We start from the raw sequence: 22,920 nt of genomic DNA on the forward strand, positions 1-22,920 counted from the left end.
GCGTCAAAGGCGCGAAGTGAGTTGAATTTTTACGAGTTACCTCGCACCTTGTCTTTTACTCCAGCTAGCTGCAATGGTGCGACATACATTTTCATAGTTTTTGATACAACTGAAATGACCAAAGGTGCCACCAAAAATGTCACCACTACAAAGCCAATTCGATTAAATCTTGCATCTTCTAGAAGCGTCAGAGCCGCTTGAAGTATCAAAAAATATAGGAAGCCGGCTCCAACAATCTGCACAAATTTGAACCAGCCACGAACCTTAAAGATAGATACACAATTCCGGCAGATAAAAGTTGTCGAGAACAATGGAATCTCCAGAGTCCTTCTCTTACATTCTGGGCAAGTTCGTTTAAGCACTCGTAATTTCACCAGCGGAAGCAGCTTGATTTGCGTTCACTTTGTGCGAAAGATGTACAGGGTAAGCCGTCCCGCAAGGGGCTAGATGAAGCGACTTGCGCAAAACCTGCAAGCTGTCTCACGGAGGGCCAAAGGACCGGAGTAAATTGTCCGGCATTGTTATGCATGGCCACTACACTACCAGCTTCTGTCCTGCCAAAACTATGGCAACAAAGAGCCCAAGGTAGTACGCACTCCACAAATTGAATTGCCTATCACGTAACTTCTGGATAGCACCAAACAATAGGAAAATGGAAGGTATAAGAGCGAAGTTCATTACAAAGGCAAATATTGCAAGTAAGACTGCCTTCTCATTTTGAACAATGGCAATTGGTGCAAGTGAAACTAGTGTAGCGACTATAGCTAACGCAATTGCGATTTCCTTAGGGAACTTCTTCTTCTCTTGTATCTCTAATGTATTCATTTTAATTCTCTAAAATGCATAATGCTTTGTTATGCATTTGGCACCACGGGAAAGCCTGCAGGTTGTACTGGCAAATTTTTAACCGGGTGCTTACTATTTTTACCTGACCAATATATCTTATTATCAGGATTAAATTGAACCGCAATATCGCAAAAGTTCTTGTGCAACTTGCCGCAATAGACGTTTGAAAATAAGCCCTCGGCGCTCTCAAACCCCAGATGATACGTTGCAGTGCTGCCTTTTTGTGTGATGCTATAGATAAATGCATCTCTGCTAATAGTATAAAGTGGGACTATTCTTTCATTTCCTGGAGGCACTTGGTAACACTCCGCTTCCTTTGCGCCCAAGTTGCATATTTCCAAGCTTGATTCTGTTGAGTTAAAAAAAACGAGATTGGCTCGGTACATACACCCTTGTATAGCCAACACCATTAAAATTATCAGACCAGCTCGCATCATCTACCCGTTGCATAACATTTATACAGTAATCATTCTGATCACTATTATCCCGATTGTTATTTCAGAATCAATTTCTCCTTCAAAATGGAAATACTGTTATAAAACCATCGGGTTAAGCTTAATTTTTACTACCGTGCGAACTGCGAAAACGATCACTTTGACCACTGTCCCATTTTTATATCACTCTGTAATCCTTAGATTTCCAGCTGATTGTTCTATAATTCTTGCCAGCTCTCGAAATAACGGTCAGGAGAGCCATAAACCAGAAGCGAGCGCAAAAGGGCAATCCCCCGGCGTCGCCAGGGGATAATCACTCGACTTACCCTCGAATACGCCGCACCCGAAATTTACGTCCTTTCAACTTGCCGTTTTCTATTTTCTTCAGTGCTTGTGATGCCACATTGCGTTTAATCGCAACATAGGCGGTCATGTCCAGTACGTTGATCTTGCCAACATCTTTACCGTTAATCGGGCGATCGCCGCCGGTTAGGGCACCAAGGATATCGCCGGGGCGGACCTTTTGCTTCTTGCCGCCATCGATTTGTAGGGTAGCCATCGGTGCCTGGAAAGGGGGTTCACTTAATATGCTGGCAGGTGGCGGAGTATCTGGATCGGATAGTGGGTCCTGGGTTAGATCCATACGAACCAGTTTGTGGCCTTCCTTCTCGGCAAAAAAAGAGTAAGCGCAACCGCGCTCACCGGCGCGGCCGGTCCGTCCGATGCGGTGGGTGTGCACTTCCGGGTCTTTGGCGATATGAAAGTTGATAACCGCATCCAGCTTGTCGATATCAAGACCTCGTGCAGCCACATCAGTGGCCACCAGAATAGAAGCGCTGCCATTGGCAAATCGAATCAGGGTTTCATTGCGCTGGCGCTGCTCCATATCACCATGCAGGGCGAGGACATTGAAGCCAGCCTGTTTCAGATCATCGGCCACCTCATCGGTTTCGCGTTTGGTGTTGCAGAAAATCAGGGTATTGATGGGTTTGTCATTGAGCAGAACACGCCGAGTCATCTCCAGGCGATCCTCGAAACTCTCAGTTCTGTAAAAGCGTTGTTCGATCACCGCGTCACTATGGGCAGAATCAATTTTAACCATCACCGGTTTTTGCATCACCCGGGCGCTGAGCTTTTCAATTTCATCGGGGTAGGTAGCGCTGAATAGTAACGACTGTCGCCCAGTTGGCACCTGCGCCAGAATGGTATCGATAACGTCCTGAAATCCCATATCGAGCATTCGGTCGGCTTCGTCAAAGACCAGTGTATCGACATGTTCTAAGGAGAGTGTTCCTTTGCGCAGGTGTTCTTCGATGCGTCCTGGAGTACCAACGATGATATGGGCACCATGGGCCAGGGAGCCGATCTGCGGACCGAAAGGCATGCCGCCGCAGAGAGTCAGAATCTTAATGTTGTGAATTGCCCGTGCCAATCGGCGCAGTTCCTGCGCAACCTGGTCTGCCAATTCCCGTGTTGGGCACAGAATCAGCGATTGAATCCGAAAGCGGCTGACATTGAGCCGATGCAGCACCCCCAAACCGAAAGCGGCAGTTTTACCGGAACCGGTTTTTGCCTGGGCGATAACGTCCTTGCCGTCAAGAATGATCGGAAGCGTTTTGGCCTGAACCTCGGTCATGGATTTATAGTTGAGTGACGCCAGGTTTTTCAGCAGGGCGGGGTTTAGGGGGAGATCGGAAAATGGTGCAGTCAAGGTGAATCCTGGAGTCGTTAAATGTCAAATACACGTATTACACAAGCAGTAGGGAAAGTGATCGTCACCTACTTAGCCTGTGTTATCGCCGCAATTTTGCAGATTGTGCAATACAAAATTTGTATGGAATTTTAACAGTTAACCTTGAAGAAACCTATGAATCACCTTGTTCCCTTCAAAGGCTTATCTATCCAGATTACCGCTTTGCAAGAAGAGAACAGGGGCACTGGGTAGCATAAACCCAGTACCCCAATTTACTAACGTCAGCTTTGCTTTCCTTCGCGGGCCTTCCACTGATAGAAAACCCCGGGCATCACTAACAATACAAATAGCAGTGTGGTTATGGTGCCGCCCACCATTGGTGCTGCGATCCGTTTCATAACATCTGCGCCGGTGCCATCGGAAACCATGACTGGTATCAATGAAATTAGCAGTGTCAGGCTGGTCATTAGCATCGGGCGGATACGGCCAGCTGCCGCTTCGGCAACAGTCGCAGTATTGCCGCGCTCAGAGTTATTTCCGGCGGCAGATAAGTAGTGCAGCATTAACAACCCCATCTCAGCGGCGAGACCAGCCATGGCAATCATACCGACCCATACAGCAACGCTCAGTTTGTAGTCGAGCAGGTATAACAGCCAGAAGGCGCCGATCAGTGCCATTGGCATGGCGGTGAGTACAAACAGGGTGTCGGATAGCCTGCCTCGATGCAGATACAGGAGGAAGCACACAGCCAACAAGGTCAGGGGCACTAACCATTGCAGGCGGGACTTGGCGCGCTCCAGGTATTGGTATTGGCCGGCCCAGGCGATACGTTGCCCGGGAATCAGATTAACCTGATCGGCAACAACCTGCTTTGCGCGATTAACATAATCTGCAACGCCGATATCGCCCTTCAAGTCGACAAATACCAAGCCCACCAACTGCCCATCCTCATTGCGGATCATGGGCGGGCCAGTGCGGAAGTCCAGATCAGCCAGCTGGTTCAGGGGCACTTGGGAACCATCAGAAGCGGGGACCAGGATTTGTTCCAGCTGTTCAGGAGTATCCCGGTAGTCGCGGGCATAGCGCACTAACACATCGTAACGTTCGCGGCCTTCGATGGTCTGGGTTGCGGCCAGGCCACCAGCAGCTGCGGCGATCACATCTTCGATATCCTGTACATTCAAGCCGTGGCGGGAAGCCCGTGCGCGATCGATATCAAAGTCCAGGAAGTAACCGCCGGTTAGACGCTCGGCGAAGACGCTTCGGGTTTGTTCCGAAGTGCGCTGGTCACTGCGCAGTGCTTCTTCGATGGCCAAAGCGGTCTGTTCGATTTCCTCCAGGTTATCCCCAAACACTTTGATGCCGAGCTGGCTGCGAATACCGGTGGCGAGCATCTCAGTGCGGGTTTGGATGGGCATCCACCAGATATTGGGCATGCCCGGATAGCGCAGCTTTTCATCCATTTCCGCCAGCAGGTCGTCCCAAGTCATGCCGGGACGCCACTCACTTTTAGGTTTCAGGGTGATAACAGTTTCTACCATTGAGAGCGGTGCAGGATCGGTGGCGCTATTGGAGCGGCCAATCTTGCCAAAGACATGCTCTACTTCTGGGAAGGCTTTCAGTTCCTCGTCCATTTGTTGCAGCACCTTGCCCGCTTCGGTAACCGACATGCCGGGTAGGGCGGTAGGCATATACAGGATGCTGCCCTCATTGAGTGGCGGCATAAATTCACCACCTAGTTTGCTAATGGGGTAAGCCACAGAAACCAGAGCTAGTACCGCAAGAGTGGCTACAACCTTGCGTTGCCGTACGCAAAAGTGAATCACTGGTTGTAGTGTATGGACTAAAACGCGGGAAATCGGATTTTCCCTGTTGCGAATTTTGCCGCGCATTAGCAGTACAGCAAGAGCTGGAATCAAGGTGATTGCCAATAGGGCGGCGAAAGCCATGCTGTAGGTTTTGGTGTAGGCGAGGGGTTTGAACAGGCGGCCTTCGGTAGCTTCCAGCGCGAATACCGGCAGAAATGAAACCGTGATAATAATCAGGGAGAAGAAAATACTCGGTCCGACTTCCTGCATTGCCCGAACGATTAGCGTTCTTTTCTCGCCTGGAGACAACTCCTTATCCCCATCGGCTGCCAGCTTTTTGTGGATGTTATCCACCATTACCACTGCCGCATCCACCATGGCACCGATGGCTACGGCAATACCTCCCAGTGACATAATGTTGGCGGTAAGCCCTTGTAGGGACAGTGGAATAAAGGCCAGTAAAACAGCAATCGGTAGAGTGATTACGGCTACCAATGCGGAGCGGGCGTGGAGTAGGAAAATAGCGATCACGGCGGCGACCACTAGCATCTCTTCAATCAAGGTGCTTTTGAGATTGTCGATCGCGCTATTAATCAATTGTGAGCGATCGTAGGTCACTACCAGTTCAACGCCTTCCGGTAGGCCTGCACGGATTTGCTCGATGCGCTCTTTAACTCTCTCAATAACCTTGAGGGCATTTTCACCGTAGCGCATTACTACGATGCCACCTACGGTCTGCCCCTCGCCGTCCAGCTCGGCAATACCGCGCTGCATTGCAGGCCCCAGGGTAATATCCGCTACCTGATCCAAAGTCACCGGAATTTTTGCCGCATTGACCCCGATCACCACGTCTTCGAGATCGTCAACGCTGCGGATATAGCCCCGGCCACGCACCATATGTTCGTGGCCCGCGATCTCAAGTACCCTTCCTCCTGTGTCATTGTTACTGCGGCGAATGGCCTCGACCACTTTGCCGAGCGGAACCTTAAACATCTGCAAGCGATGGGGGTCGATTTGGACCTGGTACTCCTTTTCGTAGCCGCCAATGGAGGCGACTTCGGCCACGCCCTCAACAGAAGTGAGCCAATAGCGCAACTTGAAATCCTGTAGCGCACGCAGTTCTTGCAGGTCGTTGTTACCGCTTCGATCAACCAGCGCGTACTGGAACACCCAGCCCACTCCGGTAGCATCCGGGCCAAGCTTTGGCTGAACACCTTCTGGGAGCTGGTCGGCTACTTGGTTGAGGTACTCAAGAACCCGTGAGCGGGCCCAATAAATATCGGTGCCGTCTTCAAAGATGGCGTAGACAAAGCTGAGACCAAAAAAGCTCTGGCCCCGCACATATTTGACTTTGGGCAGCCCTAGCATTGCGGTGGAAAGCGGGTAGGTGATTTGATCTTCGACCAGGTCAGGGCTGCGCCCCGGCCAGTCTGTCATCACAATCACCTGGGCGTCGGACAGATCCGGAATAGCATCCAGGGGGACACTGGTTAGCGCCCGGTATCCCGCCAGGGCTGCGATCGCTACAAGGATCAAAGTGATGCCTGGCTTACCTGCGCAGGCCCCAATAATTCGGGCAATTAGCCCTTTGGGTTCAGAATTTACCACTGCTGTACCCCCGACTTCAGGCGGCTTTCCGCCGCGATCAGGAATACTCCAGAGGTGACAATTTTATCTCCGGCCTGGAGGCCAGAGCGGATAACAATCCTATCGCTGTCGCCATATCCGGTGCGTACTTGTACCGGTTCAAGACGACCCTGGCCCAAGTCGCGGAAAACAATGCGTTTCTTGCCGGAGATCAATACTGAATCCCTGGGTACCACCAGGAGATTTCCCAGTTCGGCGGTTAACATGATGTCCGCAAACAGTCCCGGGCGCAGTTCACCATCGGTATTGGGCAGGGTCACACGCAGCCGTGCACTGCGGTTATTGTGATTCAGGAAGGGGTCAATCTGGGTGAGGGTGGCTGGGATTTCCTCGTGGTAGACGTTGGTTAAACGCACTTTGGCCGGCATGCCTTTTTCTATCAACGGCAGCTGATCTTCGTAGGCGTGGGCTTCAATCCAAACCTGGCTGAGATCGGCTATGCGCAGCAGGTTGTCGCCCTTTTCAAACGCAGAGCCCGCGACAATATTCTTCTCAATTATCACACCACTGGCGGGTGCAAAAATCGGGATATAGTCCTGCGCTTTTTGCTGTTCAACCAGCCAGTCGATTTGCTCTTCAGATAGGCCCCACAACAGTAGACGCCTTCGTGCTGCTTTCTCCAGGGCGTCGCCACGTCGGCGGGCCTTTAGATACTCGTCTTGGACTGCGAGCAACTCCGGGCTGTAAACAGAAAACAGTACTTCGCCGCGTTTAACCTGCTTTCCTTCAAAATCTGCATCTAACTCACCAATCCAGCCGTCGAAGCGTAGGCTGATATCGCGCAAGCGGGTTTCGTCATAGGTAACCTGGCCGTGTAGGTGAATGGGCAAAGCGAATGGCTGTCGCTCGACGATACCGGTTTTGATACCAATGGCCTGGCGCCGGCCGCTATCCACCACAATGCTGCCACTTTGCAGTTCATCGTGGCTCACAGGTTGCAGGTTCATACCGCAAATAGGGCAAGTACCGGCTTCGGCAGCTCTTACCGATGGGTGCATTGAGCAGGTGTAATAGGCAGTATCTGAAGCCTCAGGCGCAGATTTCAGGCGCAGGCCTTTGCGATTGGTGCTCATATCAAAGGCCAAATCGACATGCTTATCGTGGCCTGTCGCTACATCTACCACCATGGGCCAGGAGCCCACCATGGCCAGCTCAATTTCACCGGTGAAGATACCGGGGCTGGATTCACTGATATCTGCCACGGCACGCATAGCTGGCATGGCGCCCATGGCGGGCATCTCGGCTACCGCGCGAACTTCAGCTCCAGATATCGGCTCATTGTCAGCATTACGAACTTCAATTCGAATTTGGTTTTTACCCGCTTGGGGTTGCAACGGGTCGACAGACACGGCGATCTGGAAGGGGCCAGCTTGCACAAAATCGGCATTTGGAGCTTCGGCTTGTGCAGAAATTTTCTTCCAATAAAAGGCCGCGCCGGTAGCCGCTAACATCAGGGTAAGGGCGATTAAGCTCAATGTTTTTTGCTGGCTCATAGGGCACCCTCCTGAGTGAAGGAAAGGGGCATCTGCGCGCAAAGCACATTATCAATAAACGGGTCAACGAGCAGGCCACCAATGGCCGCTATAGCTTGTTGGGAAATCAAAAGGTTCACTCCTAGAACAATCTTTCTGAAGCCGCCAGCATGGGCTGGGGGCATATTTCGCTAGTCAGAGAGAAAGGGAGTGATCAAATACGCAGGCGCAAAGTGGCAAGCCAGGTTCGGTTGCCGGGGTGGGATTCTGTCGCAGTAGGAGATAATTCAGGCGTACCGAATGGCGGAGCCAGAATTTGGGGCCACTGGTAAGTTGGCGGTGGCGCCAACTGGGGAAGTTCCAGATTCAAGTATGCGGCGGTGACGGCAACTTGGTGGTCGTCCAGCGAAGTCTTCAGGGAGACTTGGGCGTCATAGCCACAACAGTCATCACCTGAGTCTGACCCCTTGGCCATATCATCGCAGCAACATTCCGCTGATGGCTTGGGGTCCTCCATCATTTCGCAGGCGAGCACGGTCTGTACCTGCAACATCAGCAGGAGCAGGGCCGCCATGGCTATCAGCTTGGCGCGAAATGTGGACGAATAGTTCTTCATTACTGATAAATCATACACCAGAGGCCGGTTGCTCGACAAAGGTTGCTTTCGCTATGTGACCAAGAGGTATTTCCAAGTTTTTCTTTCTTCTACTAGGGGTAATTACGGCACAGGTTAACCCTTCGGCAGAGATTTCTTGACGATAGTTAGTAGATTCCCTTCGATAAATGCGACTACAACAGCACCACAAGGTGTCTCTATGAAATTAACTCCCCCGGTTTGCCTCCTTCTGATCTTCTTATTGGCGGCACCTTCTTTTGCAGATTCTAAACGCACATCTCTCGAGGAGTTATTTGCGACTACCTATAAACATAATGAAGAGATTAACAGTGAATGGGTGCTGAGTAGGGAGCGGAACTGGGCTGCCTGGCAAAGAATGAGGGCTGTTAGGGAAGCTGCTAATAGAGGGGAGGACTTGTCATACCTCAGTAAGTATGGGCTTGAGAGAAAGTCCGCGTGGTACGAGATTGATTTAGGAAAGCAACGAGCGTGGCTGACGTCATTTAGACTGCTAGGGGTACTCTCTTCTTGGTATATGTTAAAGACGAATCAGGAGGAGCTTTATGAGCTTGGTATGACTGTGGCTGAAGTGGAAAAGTTGGGTCGCTATGTTATCGCCAATGACATCAAAGAAATAAACATCCAGGCAAGATTAGATTATTTCCACAAAGAGGAAGCTGGTTACATAGGCCGGATCCTTCAAGGAGGTGAGGACTTTGCCGCTATCTATTTAGAGCTTCAAGGTAATCTTGAAGCTCTTGAACACCTCTTGGAAACTAATTGGATCATAGATCTATTCAGTAAGTTTGATAGTGAAGCTCAAGAGATATTACTGACCTATAGCTTATCGAAATATAACTCACGAGAGGGAATGGGACGTAGTAGTTACAGTCTGGATCAAGAAGCCGAAATGTTTGTTGATAAATTTCTTTCTGGGGAGATAAACGCAATGACGAAGGAGGCTTTGGAAAGGCTTCAAGAGAAAAGGCTGGCTAAAAAAGCTAAGATCAATGTGGAATTTAAGCCCCCGGTTGATTCGCCCGTAAATGAGTGCAAGTGTCCTCCCGATCAATGTTCCTACAATAATTCTTGATTATACTTAATTTAATAGATTTCCCGTCATAATCGACCGCGTGGCATGGTCTTCACTTCGAGTGGTAGTTGTAATGACTGTAACAAGGATCTGTTTTTGGCTTGTCGCGCTTTTCTATTCCTTATCCCCCTTTGCAGATGAGTACATAGTCCAGAGCGAGGACTACGACCCGTTTACCCAGATGACAGAACTCTGGCTAAAGGGTGAAATTTCAAATCGTCAGATAAGGGACTTGGCACTTAGAGGGCGCTATCAAAACAGCTCTGCCGCTAATAGTGCTCATGTCTCCTTCTTTCTTGATGAAATGCAGGTGATTGCGCGGGGGAACTCTGTATCGGGTCGTTCGGCCCAGATATCCGTCCAGGTTGATGAGTCAATTTTTGACTTGGATTATGACCTTGTTTCTATGCATATGATGATCAATGGTCATGGAAATGGGTTATCAAGCAAGCAGAAATTCCTTTTGGTTACTTTTATGTACCGGTTAGCAGCAGAAGGCTGGAGCAAGTCTTCTGGAGTCGATGAAATGGAGAAACATCTTATCTATCGAACTCTCGATTACTTATCTGAAATGCCTGCAGATTATAAAATGTGGGTGATTGCCAAAGAAATACAATACCCGGTTCATTAGGTTGTTAATCTATAGCTTCATTAAAGTTTAAGTGGCTTAAATGGCCACAACAGAGTTTTACTGAAGGGCTAAAGGATAAGATTCCTGGTAGTTATTCAGATTATTGGTAGAGGTTTAATTTATTCAGTTTTTATTGCTGTGAATAGCAATATATCAACTATTTAAGGATTTGTTTAATCTAAAGTTCCTAGTCACGTGGAATATATTGTAAAAAGGAAAGTTATGGATTTGTCCGATAAAGTTGCTGTTGTTATAGGGGCGGGAAGTGGACTAGGGCGGGCTTTAGCAATACGTTTGGCCGAAAAAGGAATGAAGTTGGTATTAGCCGGATATACCCTAAGTCATCTCGAATCAACAGCCAAGTTGATAGCACTAGAAGGTGCTGAGTGTATATGCGTACAAGCAGATGTATCTAAACTTGGGGATGTGCAAAACATAGCTGATAGAACTTTAAAACACTTTGATAAGGTACACTTGCTCTGTAATGTGGCCGGAATAGGTCCTTTGGGGGCTATAGCAGAAACCTCTATGGATGAGTGGGAGTGGATTTTATCAGTGAATTTGTGGGGGCCTATTAACGGTATTCATGTATTTCTCCCTCATATCGAACAGAATGACGAGGGCCATATATTGTCTGTAGCATCGGAATCCGGCCTATATGGTATAGGGTACTTAGGGGCCTACAATGTTTCAAAATTTGGTGTTGTAGGTTTAATGCAAAGTTTAGAGCGGGATCTTCGTTTAGCTAACTCGCCTATAAAAACTTCTGTATTTTGTCCTGGTGCTATAAAAACTAATATTCTCGACTCTTCACGTAATAGGCCTGCAAGTGTAGCGGTAATTCACCCTGAGTCTGAAGTCGAGAAAAAAGTTAAAGCCAAAGTTGTCAAGGTGGTTTCTGAAGGTATGAAGCCAGAAAAAGCTGCTGATATCATTACTAGTGGTATAGAAAGCGGGCAGTTTTGGATTTTCTCCCATCCTTATGTACCCGAAACTGCATTTCAGCAGGCAAAGGCGATGTTGGATAGTAATACGTTAATTGATATTTAGCTTAGTTAGGAAACCTCTGATTAATTTCGAGCCAACTTGGTAGTATTCCGCTATCCGTCAAGATCTTGCCCCTAGCTACCTTTGCCGAAGCTGCATATAATCTGAAGCGTCATGGAACTCCCCGCGAGAAGTTTCTTTCTCAGATGCATCCTCTCATCCCATGGGGGTGGCTAGAAGTCCATTTATCAAAGCTTCCCTAGAAAGGCCCTAGTTGGTACCTACGAGCAGAAAAAATATAGCGATTTCTTCCTTTTTTCCTGTAATCTCCACCTCAGTATATATCTGTAACGTATTTTAGTTTTAAAAGGACTTATATGCAGGATCGAATATCACAGTTGGATTTGTTGAGGGGAGTCGCTTTATTGGGGCTTCCTTTAATGAATATGATAAATTTCTCTATGCCTATGGCGGCTTATTTGAATCCAAAGGCCTATTTGCCAAATGGCCCTTTGAATGATTTTCTCTTTAGCTTTTTCCATTTGTTTGCTGATCAAAAGTTCATGGGGCTTTTTGCCATGCTTTTCGGCGCAGGCATCATACTTTTAGCTGAGAAACGTGAGCAACAGAATAAGTCTGCTGCAAAAATTCATTACAGTCGAAATTTCTGGCTGTTATTGATAGGCCTTTGTCATGGCATCTTCATTTGGGAAGGCGACATCCTGATGATCTATGCCTTTATAGCCATGTTTGCCTATTTGTTCCGCAAGTTGCGCGGAAGCTGGCTGATTGCATTGGGGGTGATTACTCTTGCCTTGTCAGCATGTAGCTCATATCTGGCAGGAGCTTTTATACAACCCCTAACAGGGGAAGCTCGATATGCAACGGCAGCCATTTTTGCCCCTGATACAGCGCAGATCCAGCAAGATATAGAAATATATCGAGGAGGGTTCTGGGATCTGGTCGGGAGTCGATTAGTTGCTGGTAATTTAGCTTCTAGTCCGGAATCAGCAATCGTTATTTCCTACTTTAGTCTCTCCATTGTTTTAAAAGCTGCCGCTATGATGTTGCTGGGAATGGGCCTGTTTAAGTTGGATATCCTACGTGGCAAAGCCAGTTCGTCTGCCTACAAAAAACTAGCTATTGCTGGGGTGGCTATTGGGGTGACATTGACCGGTATAGGGCTTATCTGGAACTATAGTCATGACTGGAGTATGGATGATTATTTCACCTATGGTGCCATTTTTAATTTGGTAGGGTCCACATTTACCAGTATCGGTTATATCGGCTTGATCTGCCTTTGGTTCAAATTAGGTAAACACCTATGGATCAAAGGCAAGATCCAAAGTGTTGGGCGGATGGCATTTACCAATTACTTGGCTCAATCATTTATTTGCATTTATATTTTTTATGGCTTTGGATTGGGTTTGTATGGTGAGCTGACACGTATAGAAGTACTTGGGGTCTGTGTGCTGCTGGGTCTGTTTCAGCTGGCCTATTCGGATCTTTGGCTTAAGGCATTTCGTATGGGGCCGCTAGAGTGGTTTTGGCGAACTTTAACATATTTCAGGTTTGCACCGCTGATAAAGGAAAGGGGCGTACCGGCGACCGAACAGCGCTTATAGAGTTTATAGCTAAAATTAGGCGGGCTGCGGTTAAACTTGAGAATAGGAGTTATCGGTAGCTCGTTACCTGTACCACAGATTTTTTATTGCGAGATCTTTTAAATATTTTTATAGGATGATTGGCCGTAAAGATAAGATGTTATCACATTAAAAATAGGCATGATTGAACTTGATCTGACAGGGCTTCTTCTAAGAAGCGGGTAACTGTCAGATCAAGTTGAAAGTTAGTAGATCTCTAATTACCTTAAGACAAAGAACCCTACAATATCTTTTTAGTAATCTACAGTTGTTATTATAAAGTCACCTTCAATTGTACCTTCACTATCCTGGTCAGTATAAGCAATCCAGGCTGCTGTCTCACTGGCAGCTGCCAGCTTACTTTTCAATGCGAGTGCTTCCATCATATTGCGAGGCACATCGAAGTGCCATTGAGTACCCAGTGCCTGACATTCACTCTCTCCATTCGACCAGGTAGACTTCCTCGTAGTCAGTGACCACATAACAGGGTAATCGATAGCGCCATCATCTTTTAAGTCGTTTACATGCAGTTCTCCATTTAACCGCCTTTTACAAGCAAATGAATAAGAGCGATCACATTGACGGTCGTTAAAGCGCCCGTCGCTTCTGATAACAGCGCAGTCCTCTCCGTTACCATGATCATTGGGTTCTCCCTCTCCCCAAGACCATAGTCCTTTATTTTGAAATCTGCTGTCTGTAGCACTGACATCATAGTGTTCTACGGTGTTGATACCGTCATCCCAGTTATCCAAGGAGTCGTCATCGCCACTCTTCCAGTGCCGGTCCAGTCCTCCCCATCCATCGAATATTACATCGAATGACTCATTATCATCACCAATATCGCTGTCATTCTTTGTCCAGAAAAATACGAATCTCTTTTTTCCATTTACACCATCATGTTTACGGACTGTCTCCCGTGATAACTCCTGAGAGGGAAGTGAGGTTCGTTTATAGCTTGTGACTTCAACCCCATTGGGAAAGTCCTCTCTATAGTCTTCGGGTGTGTAAATGTATTCCAGGCCTATCTGATCTAAAAGATGATTTTTAAAAGTTACCTGGGCACCGGACGATACCGCATTTTCAATATGTACGATTACTGTACGGTTAGTGCCATATTGATCCTGCTTGTAAGCCCAATCCCTCAAATCTCCCAATACGGTAGAGATAGGAACGCGTTGAGGATCAAGCCAGAAATTACAATAGAATGAGCCATGACAAAAATATTGTTCACCGCTGAACTGATGTAGGTCCAGCTCAATAATTTCAGCACCAATATCAATTTGGTCTTTAACCCTGGCGGACTGTTCAGAGCCTACCCAGATAGCACCATAGGCATCGGAGTTATAACTGTTGTGTGTTGCAAGGACTTGTGTATAACGAATTGGCGTCGAGTAAGTCAGGCGCCGTTGTAGCTCGAGTGCATATTTTGCGTGGTCATTGGTGCCTTGTTCTGTCTCGTAATCGTAATAGAGGTTGAATTGAACCAACATGGAATAAGGATCGGTCTCCGCAAATAGAGGCGTACTCATCAATGTTGTATAACTAAATAAAGCGACACAAATCTTCTTGAGCCTTTTCGAGAGTGGCCATGAATAGTTTTTTTTCATTATTATTCCTATTGTTCGTCTGAGTTTGTTATTTTTTAAACAGGTTTAATTGCGCTCTCTATTATGACTGCCGAGATTAAAGTAATAGTATGCAGGAATACTTGTATCTCTAAACATGTGAAATTTATTTTCACCCAGCTTCCTTGTGAGGTTGGATGTCGGGAACTTCAATAATCTTCAATTTTTTTAAGCATAACCCCCTGAAGGGCAATAGAGTGCGAAAGCAATGATATCGAATAGACATAACCCGTTAGCTATTTTAAATGTATTAACGAGAAGCACCTCACAAAGTTATAGTTTTATATTGCTTAAGTCGAAAACTATTTACTATTATTTTAAGGTTTAACACTCTCTAGCTTATACCCTAAAAATCAATCGGTGACGAAATGGTAACCAAAAAATGAACGGCTCGTGGAAGTAGCGATAGATAGCATATAAGTAAAATAGGATAATAAGGGTAAGGCTAGGGTTTCCTAGCCGATAATACCGAGAAATAGCCGAGTGCCTGGTATGATTGAGGATTTACAAATCCTGCTGTCTCAAGCATCCGATATAGCGCTTTGGCTGAATATAGTTGGGAGCCGTGGTTCATAAACAAATGAAAGCAGAATAAGCTTGGTGTTAAGCGTGTATCATCGAAGAGCATATCGTGAATAAATACCTGTCCGCCTTTTGGTAAAAGTGCGAAGGCTCTGTCGATCAAGATTTGGCATGTAGCATGCTGCCAATCGTGCAACACATTGCTAAAGCAAATGCCATCGAACCCCTCAGGCCATGGGTCTCTAAAGAAACCTCCCTTAACTATCTGGATTTGCTGGTTTTTCTTGAACTTATTTATATACATTGCTGCTATATCGCAAACTGGCGGCAGGTCGAAGAGCAGCGCATTGCGCTCAGGATAGGTATCGCAGAAGGCGAGAGCAATGGTTCCAGAGCCTCCACCGGCATCGAGTAAGGTTTGAGCGTTTTCAAAAATACCGCAGGAAGCAGCCTCAACTGCGGAGGCAAATCCCTGCGAATGCATCAGGTGAGTAAAAGCTGCTGCCGAGTCATTGTCCATGTCATTTTTTTGCCACATGTCGGTTACAGAGCGGCCTTTACATTCCAGCTCATATTCTCTTTGTAAGCTGGTGAGTATCTTTTTATCCAGGTGATTGATGTCATAGATTTGAAAAGGATCGAGTAAGACTTCCCCCCAATAGTAGTGACTACTTTTGGAGAGGTAGCATTTCCCCAGCTCTGTATTTTTCACTTGTTGTTTGTCGAAGCATATATACCCCAAATGACTCAGAATCAGCAGAAAGAGGCCCATTCCTTTATTGCTGAGCTGCAATTCCTTACTGAGTGCTTCGCAGGAATCGTAACCGCGTTCAATTAGCCCGGTGATATCCAACCTTGCAGAAACCATCAGGCAGGCAAAATTATAGTTTCCCATAAGACGGTCCCACATAGGACAGTCGGATGCGCTAGGGGGAGTTATGATTTGAGTTCTACCGCTATTTCCCATCGCTCATTCTCCAAATAACCCGGGGAACTTTGTTGGTGCGTTCGATACGCTTAAGTCGCTCGGCTTTTTGTACTGTGAAGGACTGAGGGTACTGTCTGACAACAGAGGCGAGGTTGTGAATGTTGTTCGAAATATGCTCACAGATGCTGTTGGCACTTGCCGTGCCTGTGAACTGAACGACTATTGAATCGGCAGACTTTTTTGTTTGTGTGTCGCCGCTGAGAAGTAGTTGAACTTCTTCGACGCCTTCACATTCATAGGTGAGTTCTATGATCTTATTGAGGTCCAGAAGGGCGCTGCATAACCCGACATTGTCATCTGCTCTCCCCTGAATAGATAGGCCATTAGGGCGACCACAGGGACAAGTTGCTTTTTGGATTAGGTCACCTAACCGGTAACGCACTATCGGTACTGTCCACCCTGTACCTACACGGGTAAGCAGGGCGCCTTGATCGTCAGTTTCGATCAATTGGTCCGCTAAAAGGTGATATATGTTCAAATCACACTCAGGGGAATTGACAGCAATGCTATTGGTTTCTACCGATCCATAGTCGCACCACAGCCCAGCATCAGGGAAAGCCTTACGTATGACCTTCAACTTTGCTTTGGTCCAAGGTTCCCCCATCCAGATAATTGTCTTTATTGGGAGTTGGCTGCCTGAATCTAGTATACCTTCGGCAAAATCTGCCAGTCCTGTGGGTGCGCCAGCAAGTGAGTCCACATCGATGTTATGTAGAAGTTCCAGCCAATTCTCCACCTCACCTGATATAAAGGGGCCTGTAGGTGCAATGGTGCATTTGGAAGCCTCTGCCAGTGTTTGAATGAAGTAGTGTGCACCCCATAGCCGCCCAGGATTAAAGAGATTAAGAAGAACACTTTGAGAGCTGAGCGGGCGCCATTCCTTGAGCAATCTTTGAATTGCCTGGTGATAAGGTGTATAGGCCAGCTTCGGCTTTCCAGTTGTGCCGCCGCTAGACATGATAATGGCTCCGTGTTCCTGCGCGGCATTTTGGCTGATATGTTTCAGTTCAACGGGGCCACAAACGGGGATGTCATCGAGACATACGGCAGAAACAGGTATATCTGGTCCGCCGTAGAGTGAAAGACTGCGGGCGTGGGCGAGAATGGCATTCCAATCCAGGTGGCCGATTTTCATAGCGTTAAGGTAGCTCCCGTTCAATCCCGTCTTCCTGGGGTGGTGAGGTATCGGGTGGAACTGAGGAAATTGTAGTAACAGGGCGCCTAGGTAGAGAGTGGTCTGGCCAATTGGGAGTTATCCTCATCAGTACCGATGCATTTCAGCAGCAATAGATCACGCCAGCTTTTGCCAGGGACTCCACTTCATCTTGTGGGATACCCAAGTCACCAAGGATCTCTCGAGTGTTCTCTCCGTAAAGTGGTGCTTGCTGGAAAGGCACTGGAGGAGTGTCGGGAATAGAGAAGGGGGCGTTTATAAATTGTATTGAGTCACGGCTTGTACTGCGTGCATAGGGAATTGATACAGTCTTGTCGTTATCTTGGACATAGGGGTTGTTAAGCGCCTCGGCGATATCATAGACCGGGGCACAGGGGATTTTACCCTCCATTTGAGCGCACCATTCTTTTGTTGTTCTCTTCTGGAAGTGCTGGTCCAGAGCTTCTGTCAGCAGCTCTCTGTTTTGCATCCTGCTTTCATTGGTCAAAAAGCGGGCATCAGTTTGTAATAAATCGGAGCCTAGTTCGTGACAAAGCATTTCCCAGAATTTCTGGGTTAAGCAGGCAACATAAAACCAACCATCTGCTGTCTTTACTAATTGGCAAGGTGCTTGGGATGCGTGGGCTGAGCGAGGTTGCTTCCCTGGGACTATCCCCTCGTTGAGAAACCATAACCCTTGGTAGCAGAGGCAATTTAGCGCAATATCGAATAAGTTAGTGTCAAAATCACCGCCTTTTCCTGTGACTTCGGTCCGCAGTAACCCTGAAACGGTACAGAGGGCTGAATAGACACTCCCCAAGAGATCCACTACTGACACGCCAACTTTGGTTGGGATAGATCCTGGTTCTCCAGTCACTGACATCCAACCAGTTTCTGCCTGCATAAGGAAATCATATCCTGGCCAGTGTTTTCTATTGTTGTCTCTGCCGTACCCTGATAGATGGGTACAAACTATTTTGGGGTTCGCCACTTTGAGGTCAGCATAGGTAACGCCTAACTCTTCGGGTAAAGAGCCTCTAAAGTTGTCGATAACAGCATGTGAGTTATTCACAAGCTTCAAGAATACCTCCCTGCCAGTGGGATCCCTGATATCCAGGGCCAAGCTCTTCTTGTTGTGGAGCGTCGATTCACTTGTCTCATTGTCTTCGCGAGCTTCATCAAGATAGATAGATCCCATTTTTCTAAGTGGATTCCCACCTTGTTTGGGGTCTTCAATATTGACTACTTCTGCGCCCAGAAAAGCTAGTAAAGTGCCATGAAAGGATCCTGCGCCCCAGGTTTCGAATGAAAGGATACGCTTTCCGTGGAGAGGGAGCATCATGATATACCTGATTTGCGCAAACAAAATTAATGGCCAGCCAAGTTTTGCCACTTAGTTACAAGTGGGTATTAGTTTATAGATCACTGTGTAATTCTGATGTGGGAAAATAGAGTACGAAGTTTGCATTGGTTATTAGGATCTATTGAAGTTACGGAGGACATTGAGTGTTTAATTATTCCTCATAGGTTTGATTGGCAAATAATATCCTCGAGCCGAGAAATAGTTTGTGCCTGGTAGTAAGTCTAAGTATGTGCCACCAACGCACAACCGGGTATTGCAAACTAGACTCTTTGAGATCCAGTTAATGGCTTTTAAGGATGTGAATATGGATCGTTTTCATATCAGTAGGGTGGAGTTATATGCGATAGCCGATAAATGTGCGCCGCCAAAATGATATTGTTTTGCGTGACAACCCTGGACGCAATTTCGTATTCATTGACCGGGGTTGCCACAAAGCATCTTGATGCTGAGGTAAATGTTATGCCAGCATAAAATAGTTGGTCAAATGACATAAAACGGCAAGGGATCGCGGAGTGTCCTGATTTTCAGCCCTCCTCCTTGTGTTGCTCGGCATCAAAGTATGAATAATATAAGAGTATCGTTTTTGATTGTTGTTTATATCTGAAGTTCAGAGTATTTAAACGGCGTGTATAAATCTAACGGCTTCGTTCTTACATTGTTGGTTTATGCCCGTTCATCACTTTGCTAACACCTTTCGCTACCCTGGCAGTAAATTGAGCCCTGGAAGTTAGGAGTAACTGCTATTTTTAAATTTATATGAGTACAAGTTTACTTTGAATCCATAGTTTTTCATTGCATAAGAACACGATTTGTCGATATTAACATGGGAGCTTTGACAAATAGTGTTATGTACCGCTGTAAAGGACTGTTGGTCATATCGACAAATCAATGTATTGGATTCTGTGAGGGGTTTGAGTTGTGTAAAGCGACAAGGAGGTTACTATGCGCCTGCACTCAGCTGTCATTCTTGGAACACTTATTTTTTCCATGGAGGCCATAGCTGCTGACTATGGCAGTTTAGAAAACCCGTGGGGGTTTCGTCCATTTATTTCACTGAATGGTGGAGTTAATAGGGTGGAGGTTAAGCAGGATTATCGTACTGTAGGGGTACTTTATGACCCATATTTCTACTACGATTATTTTTACGAATATAGTTACTACAAAACCTCAAGTTCAGGAAGTGAGCCTTGGGGCAGCGTCGATATCGGGATCGACTTCAATGGCTACCCGTTTGAACTTCGCTTTAGCTATGGCAGAACAAATTTAGGGCGATCGATATCGGTAGAAAATATCGATTATATCGATGACGAAGTTACGGTTATTGAGCGATACCAGGTCGATCAGAAACATCGCTTGGATGTATTTTCAATTACAGGAACTCTGGATTTATCTTGGTATTGCGACAGGTCCTGCATGTATTTGTTGTTGGGCTATAGTTTTGCGCAGCTGGACTGGTCATATACCATGGATGAATTTTACGCTGGTGGTAACTATTATGGGTCAAATGAATTCAGTAAAAGCTATTTCCATGTAGGTCTAGGTGCGCGATACAACTTTAATAACTCTTTCCGTATAAGTGCCGAATACATGCTGCATAATGTTGGTAAGGTGGGGGAGTATTATATAAATGACTTTGACCATATAGAATTTGATTTAAGGAACCTTAATGTGTTGCAAGTTGGTATATCCTTTATATTCTGATTTATACTTCTTGTTCATTTAAAATGAAAGTATGGGTTAAAGCCATACTTTCATGAATATGGGTGCTCAATCTCTCAAATAGTACTAATCGATAAGATCTAAGAGCTTCCTCTTATCAACTTTCCCGACTGCGGTAACCGGCAGACGAGATAACACTTTAAGCTGCTCAGGTAGCTTAAAGCTGGCCAGGCCCCTTTCGGTTAAGAAGTCGCGCAACGTTTGCAAGCTTGGCGCTTTATCCGTACATACGATAGTCGCTCCAACTTGCTCTCCCATCTCTTGGTCTGGCAAAGCAATGATAGCTGCTTGTTGGATGCTGGGGTGGGCGAGTAGATGCTCTTCAATTTCGTCACATGCAAATGTTTCCCCGCCCCGATTTACAACATCTTTGAGTCGTCCAGTAACTACAATATTGCCATTGTCCAGAATGCGTACACGATCCCCGCTGCAATAGAATCCATCTGGGGTAAAAGCGCGTCGGTTATGTTCTTCTGCACGGTAATAGCCTCTCAGTGTATAGGGGCCGCGAGTAAGCAGTTCTCCTTCTTCTCCGGCTTTCACTTCCTGCCCGTACTCATCAACCACTTTTAGAGTATCGAGGGAACTCATAGGTCTTCCTTGAGTATTGGTGATGGTTTCATTGTTATCTTCGCGATGGGTGTAACAAATCAACCCTTCGGCCATTCCGAATACCTGCTGTAGTGCACCGGGAAAAGCATCTATCGCAGCATTGGCGTCAGTTGGACTCAGCTTTGAGCCACCAACTTGAAGTAAGCGGAGAGAGCTTAAATCAGCATCTTCCCATTCTGTCGCTGCAGTCCAGACTTGAGCCAGTGCTGGGACCAGGGCTGTGGCGGTTACGCCGTAACGCTCTATCAGCTCAAAGCAGTAGTCCGGGCTTGCATCTTTGGTGAATATTACCTGCCCACCCATGGATAGCGTGCCCAGAATGCCGGGGCAACCCAATGGAAAATTATGGGCGGCGGGGAGTACTGCCAGATAGATTTCATCTTTTCCTAAATTACAAGCAGCCGTAGCGCAGGTAATGTTGTAGCGATAGTCATTGTGGGAGCGTGGAATAAGTTTCGGAAGTCCTGTAGTGCCACCGGAAACGAGGAATAGAGCTGGGGCGTGGGGGTCTACGGGAACAGGGGTGAAGCCTTGGCATTCTGTTCTGGGCAGGGAGGGGAATGTGTCATTTTCATCAGAACTGTATATGCCTCGCAAAGTCGGAGATTGCGAAGCAATTTGTTCTATCATGCTGTGACGGCTTGCATCACTTTCCGCTCCTGAAGTGATATAGATACTGGCACCCGAGACCTGTGCAAAATGGCATATTTCATTTTGGCGATGCGCAGGCAAAGCTAGTACAGGAACCAGTCCCGCTCGAAATAAGCCGAGCAGGGTTGTAATAAAACTGACCTGATTGCTCCACTGGAGTATTGCCCGCTCCCCAACTTTGTAGCCTTGTTCCACCAGGCCTGCAGCAATGCTATCGGCCTCATTAACCAATTCAGCATAAGTTAATTGATCCGATAGGTCCCGAACTGCGCATTGATTGGGAAAGTTTTTCGCATTACGTGTGATCAGCTCCCAAATAGGTTGGTTATCCCAAATTCCTTGTTGCTGATAGAAATCCTCTAGTTCCTTTGGGTGAGGCGTGTAACCATTAAGTAAATTATTTTCCATGCTGGTCTCCTGAAATGTTTGGGTGGAGCAGGGGAGTGTTTTTTTGAATCTTCTTCAGATTTCTAAATTAAGAATTAACAGTTAGTATTCACGGCTTCAAATTTCTTATTGAGATAAATCTATGTCCGGCGCTTGGCTACAAATCCCTCGCCCTCAACCTAAAGCGGCTATCCGACTTTTGTGTTTGCCTCATGCTGGTGGTACAGCATCACTTTATCGACCTTGGGCGAAATTATTGCCAGATTCCATAGAATTGGTTCTCGTATGTTTACCGGGTAGGGAGCAACGCTGTAATGAAACTATGCCCACAAATATGCAAACTTTAATTGCTTTGTTAAGTAGGGCTATCAAACCTGTCATCGATAAACCCTGGGCAGTATTTGGGCACAGTATGGGAGCTACAGTTGCTCATGAATTGGCTCTCTCCTTGTATCGCGAAAAATTGTGCGGTCCTGAACACATATTTGTCTCTGCGCGCGAAGCGCCACAATTTCAAAAGATTGGAAACGTACACCAGTTGAGTGATGAATCTCTGTGCCAACAACTCATTGAGCTTGGCGGCACCTCTCCTGAATTATTGGAAATTCCTGAGTTAAGGGCTCTACTACTTCCTACTATACGCCAGGATTATCGATTGATCGAAACCAGCAAGATGTCCTCGGACCAACTTTTAGATTGTCCCATCACCGCGATGCTAGGACGGGATGATCCTGAGTTGAGCACCGATGAAGCTCGGGGTTGGCAGCAGTGGACCAATGGTGAGTTCCAATTGAAAGAATACGCAGGTAACCATTTTTATCTGTCAGATTGTCCTGATCTGGTGGTTGGCCATATTGTTCAGAAGCTCCGCTTGGCCTAACTGCATGTAAAGTTAAGTTGGCCGTATAAAATCTTTCTGTTTTTTGTAACGCTATCGAAATTAATTGTCGGGAGAATAGGGCTGTTGAGCGGCCCTATATTCTCCATCGTTCAATAGATAGCGGATCTCTGCCTCGATTAATCCGGGATC

General features: G+C 46.8%; 18 protein-coding genes. 6 read left to right on the forward strand and 12 right to left on the reverse strand.

Features of this window, described 5'->3' with window-relative positions; genetic code table 11:
- Positions 1-29: 29 nt before the first annotated feature.
- The 7 genes from ACJJIR_RS09850 to ACJJIR_RS09880 form a co-directional block, all read right to left on the reverse strand.
- Complete coding sequence (locus tag ACJJIR_RS09850; protein WP_444908210.1) at positions 30-311, reverse strand: hypothetical protein; 282 nt, start codon at positions 309-311, stop codon at positions 30-32.
- 223 nt (positions 312-534) lie between these two features.
- Entirely contained in the window at positions 535-825 is a 291-nt protein-coding gene (locus ACJJIR_RS09855) for a hypothetical protein (protein WP_444908211.1), read from the reverse strand.
- A gap of 29 nt (positions 826-854) precedes the next feature.
- Positions 855-1,283, reverse strand: coding sequence for a hypothetical protein (locus ACJJIR_RS09860; RefSeq protein WP_444908212.1), 429 nt, complete (start codon positions 1,281-1,283; stop codon positions 855-857).
- 319 nt (positions 1,284-1,602) lie between these two features.
- Positions 1,603-2,991, reverse strand: coding sequence for an ATP-dependent RNA helicase DbpA (gene dbpA, locus ACJJIR_RS09865; RefSeq protein WP_444908213.1), 1,389 nt, complete (start codon positions 2,989-2,991; stop codon positions 1,603-1,605).
- Between the two features lie 263 nt (positions 2,992-3,254).
- Positions 3,255-6,389 carry an efflux RND transporter permease subunit gene (locus ACJJIR_RS09870; protein ID WP_444908214.1) on the reverse strand — a complete coding sequence of 1,045 codons (3,135 nt, stop codon included), beginning with the start codon at positions 6,387-6,389 and terminating at the stop codon, positions 3,255-3,257.
- Positions 6,383-7,921 (reverse strand): efflux RND transporter periplasmic adaptor subunit, encoded by a 1,539-nt coding sequence (locus ACJJIR_RS09875; protein ID WP_444908215.1) that lies wholly within the window; start codon positions 7,919-7,921, stop codon positions 6,383-6,385. The genes ACJJIR_RS09870 and ACJJIR_RS09875 overlap by 7 nt, the downstream gene beginning before the upstream one ends.
- Positions 7,922-8,114: 193 nt before the next feature.
- Entirely contained in the window at positions 8,115-8,516 is a 402-nt protein-coding gene (locus ACJJIR_RS09880) for a hypothetical protein (RefSeq protein ID WP_444908216.1), read from the reverse strand.
- Between the two features lie 199 nt (positions 8,517-8,715).
- Between ACJJIR_RS09880 and ACJJIR_RS09885 the strand changes: the two genes are divergently transcribed.
- The 4 genes from ACJJIR_RS09885 (at position 8,716) to ACJJIR_RS09900 (ending at position 12,852) form a co-directional block, all read left to right on the forward strand.
- Positions 8,716-9,609, forward strand: a complete 894-nt coding sequence (locus ACJJIR_RS09885) for a hypothetical protein (protein ID WP_444908217.1) — start codon at positions 8,716-8,718, stop codon at positions 9,607-9,609.
- Between the two features lie 73 nt (positions 9,610-9,682).
- On the forward strand, positions 9,683-10,240 hold the full coding sequence (locus ACJJIR_RS09890) for a hypothetical protein (RefSeq protein ID WP_282932883.1): 558 nt from the start codon (positions 9,683-9,685) through the stop codon (positions 10,238-10,240).
- Between the two features lie 222 nt (positions 10,241-10,462).
- Entirely contained in the window at positions 10,463-11,290 is an 828-nt protein-coding gene (locus ACJJIR_RS09895; protein WP_444908218.1) for an SDR family NAD(P)-dependent oxidoreductase, read from the forward strand.
- A 314-nt stretch (positions 11,291-11,604) separates the two neighbouring features.
- Positions 11,605-12,852, forward strand: a complete 1,248-nt coding sequence (locus ACJJIR_RS09900; RefSeq protein ID WP_444908219.1) for a DUF418 domain-containing protein — start codon at positions 11,605-11,607, stop codon at positions 12,850-12,852.
- Positions 12,853-13,124: 272 nt separating this feature from the next.
- Here the strand turns inward: ACJJIR_RS09900 and ACJJIR_RS09905 are convergent, their stop codons facing one another.
- The 4 genes from ACJJIR_RS09905 to ACJJIR_RS09920 all read right to left on the reverse strand — a co-directional run bounded on the left by ACJJIR_RS09905 (position 13,125) and on the right by ACJJIR_RS09920 (position 18,500).
- Entirely contained in the window at positions 13,125-14,477 is a 1,353-nt protein-coding gene (locus ACJJIR_RS09905) for a lectin-like protein (protein ID WP_444908220.1), read from the reverse strand.
- A gap of 463 nt (positions 14,478-14,940) precedes the next feature.
- Positions 14,941-15,912 carry a methyltransferase gene (locus tag ACJJIR_RS09910; RefSeq protein WP_444908221.1) on the reverse strand — a complete coding sequence of 324 codons (972 nt, stop codon included), beginning with the start codon at positions 15,910-15,912 and terminating at the stop codon, positions 14,941-14,943.
- A gap of 61 nt (positions 15,913-15,973) precedes the next feature.
- Positions 15,974-17,164, reverse strand: coding sequence for an AMP-binding protein (locus tag ACJJIR_RS09915; RefSeq protein WP_444908222.1), 1,191 nt, complete (start codon positions 17,162-17,164; stop codon positions 15,974-15,976).
- A gap of 118 nt (positions 17,165-17,282) precedes the next feature.
- Positions 17,283-18,500, reverse strand: a complete 1,218-nt coding sequence (locus ACJJIR_RS09920; RefSeq protein WP_444908223.1) for a CaiB/BaiF CoA transferase family protein — start codon at positions 18,498-18,500, stop codon at positions 17,283-17,285.
- 963 nt (positions 18,501-19,463) lie between these two features.
- Here ACJJIR_RS09920 and ACJJIR_RS09925 point away from each other — a divergent pair.
- Positions 19,464-20,222, forward strand: a complete 759-nt coding sequence (locus tag ACJJIR_RS09925) for an outer membrane protein (protein ID WP_444908224.1) — start codon at positions 19,464-19,466, stop codon at positions 20,220-20,222.
- An 84-nt stretch (positions 20,223-20,306) separates the two neighbouring features.
- Here ACJJIR_RS09925 and ACJJIR_RS09930 read toward each other — a convergent pair whose 3' ends face one another.
- Positions 20,307-21,911, reverse strand: a complete 1,605-nt coding sequence (locus ACJJIR_RS09930; RefSeq protein ID WP_444908225.1) for a (2,3-dihydroxybenzoyl)adenylate synthase — start codon at positions 21,909-21,911, stop codon at positions 20,307-20,309.
- Between the two features lie 121 nt (positions 21,912-22,032).
- On the opposite strand from ACJJIR_RS09930, the gene ACJJIR_RS09935 reads away from it, so the two are divergent.
- The gene (locus tag ACJJIR_RS09935; protein ID WP_444908226.1) at positions 22,033-22,770 is read left to right on the forward strand and encodes a thioesterase II family protein; all 738 of its coding nucleotides are present in this window, start codon (positions 22,033-22,035) and stop codon (positions 22,768-22,770) included.
- Positions 22,771-22,920: the final 150 nt, after the last annotated feature.

It is taken from the genome of Microbulbifer maximicatervae (SeqCode) (assembly GCF_052467385.1).

Coding starts and splice junctions, on each gene's coding strand:
- ACJJIR_RS09855 (WP_444908211.1), bottom strand. CDS start 825: ATGAATACATTAGAGATACAAGAGAAGAAGAAGTTCCCTAAGGAAATC.
- ACJJIR_RS09860 (WP_444908212.1), bottom strand. CDS start 1,283: ATGATGCGAGCTGGTCTGATAATTTTAATGGTGTTGGCTATACAAGGG.
- ACJJIR_RS09875 (WP_444908215.1), bottom strand. CDS start 7,921: ATGAGCCAGCAAAAAACATTGAGCTTAATCGCCCTTACCCTGATGTTA.
- ACJJIR_RS09880 (WP_444908216.1), bottom strand. CDS start 8,516: ATGAAGAACTATTCGTCCACATTTCGCGCCAAGCTGATAGCCATGGCG.
- ACJJIR_RS09885 (WP_444908217.1), top strand. CDS start 8,716: ATGAAATTAACTCCCCCGGTTTGCCTCCTTCTGATCTTCTTATTGGCG.
- ACJJIR_RS09890 (WP_282932883.1), top strand. CDS start 9,683: ATGACTGTAACAAGGATCTGTTTTTGGCTTGTCGCGCTTTTCTATTCC.
- ACJJIR_RS09895 (WP_444908218.1), top strand. CDS start 10,463: ATGGATTTGTCCGATAAAGTTGCTGTTGTTATAGGGGCGGGAAGTGGA.
- ACJJIR_RS09900 (WP_444908219.1), top strand. CDS start 11,605: ATGCAGGATCGAATATCACAGTTGGATTTGTTGAGGGGAGTCGCTTTA.
- ACJJIR_RS09905 (WP_444908220.1), bottom strand. CDS start 14,477: ATGAAAAAAAACTATTCATGGCCACTCTCGAAAAGGCTCAAGAAGATT.
- ACJJIR_RS09910 (WP_444908221.1), bottom strand. CDS start 15,912: ATGGGAAACTATAATTTTGCCTGCCTGATGGTTTCTGCAAGGTTGGAT.
- ACJJIR_RS09920 (WP_444908223.1), bottom strand. CDS start 18,500: ATGATGCTCCCTCTCCACGGAAAGCGTATCCTTTCATTCGAAACCTGG.
- ACJJIR_RS09925 (WP_444908224.1), top strand. CDS start 19,464: ATGCGCCTGCACTCAGCTGTCATTCTTGGAACACTTATTTTTTCCATG.
- ACJJIR_RS09930 (WP_444908225.1), bottom strand. CDS start 21,911: ATGGAAAATAATTTACTTAATGGTTACACGCCTCACCCAAAGGAACTA.
- ACJJIR_RS09935 (WP_444908226.1), top strand. CDS start 22,033: ATGTCCGGCGCTTGGCTACAAATCCCTCGCCCTCAACCTAAAGCGGCT.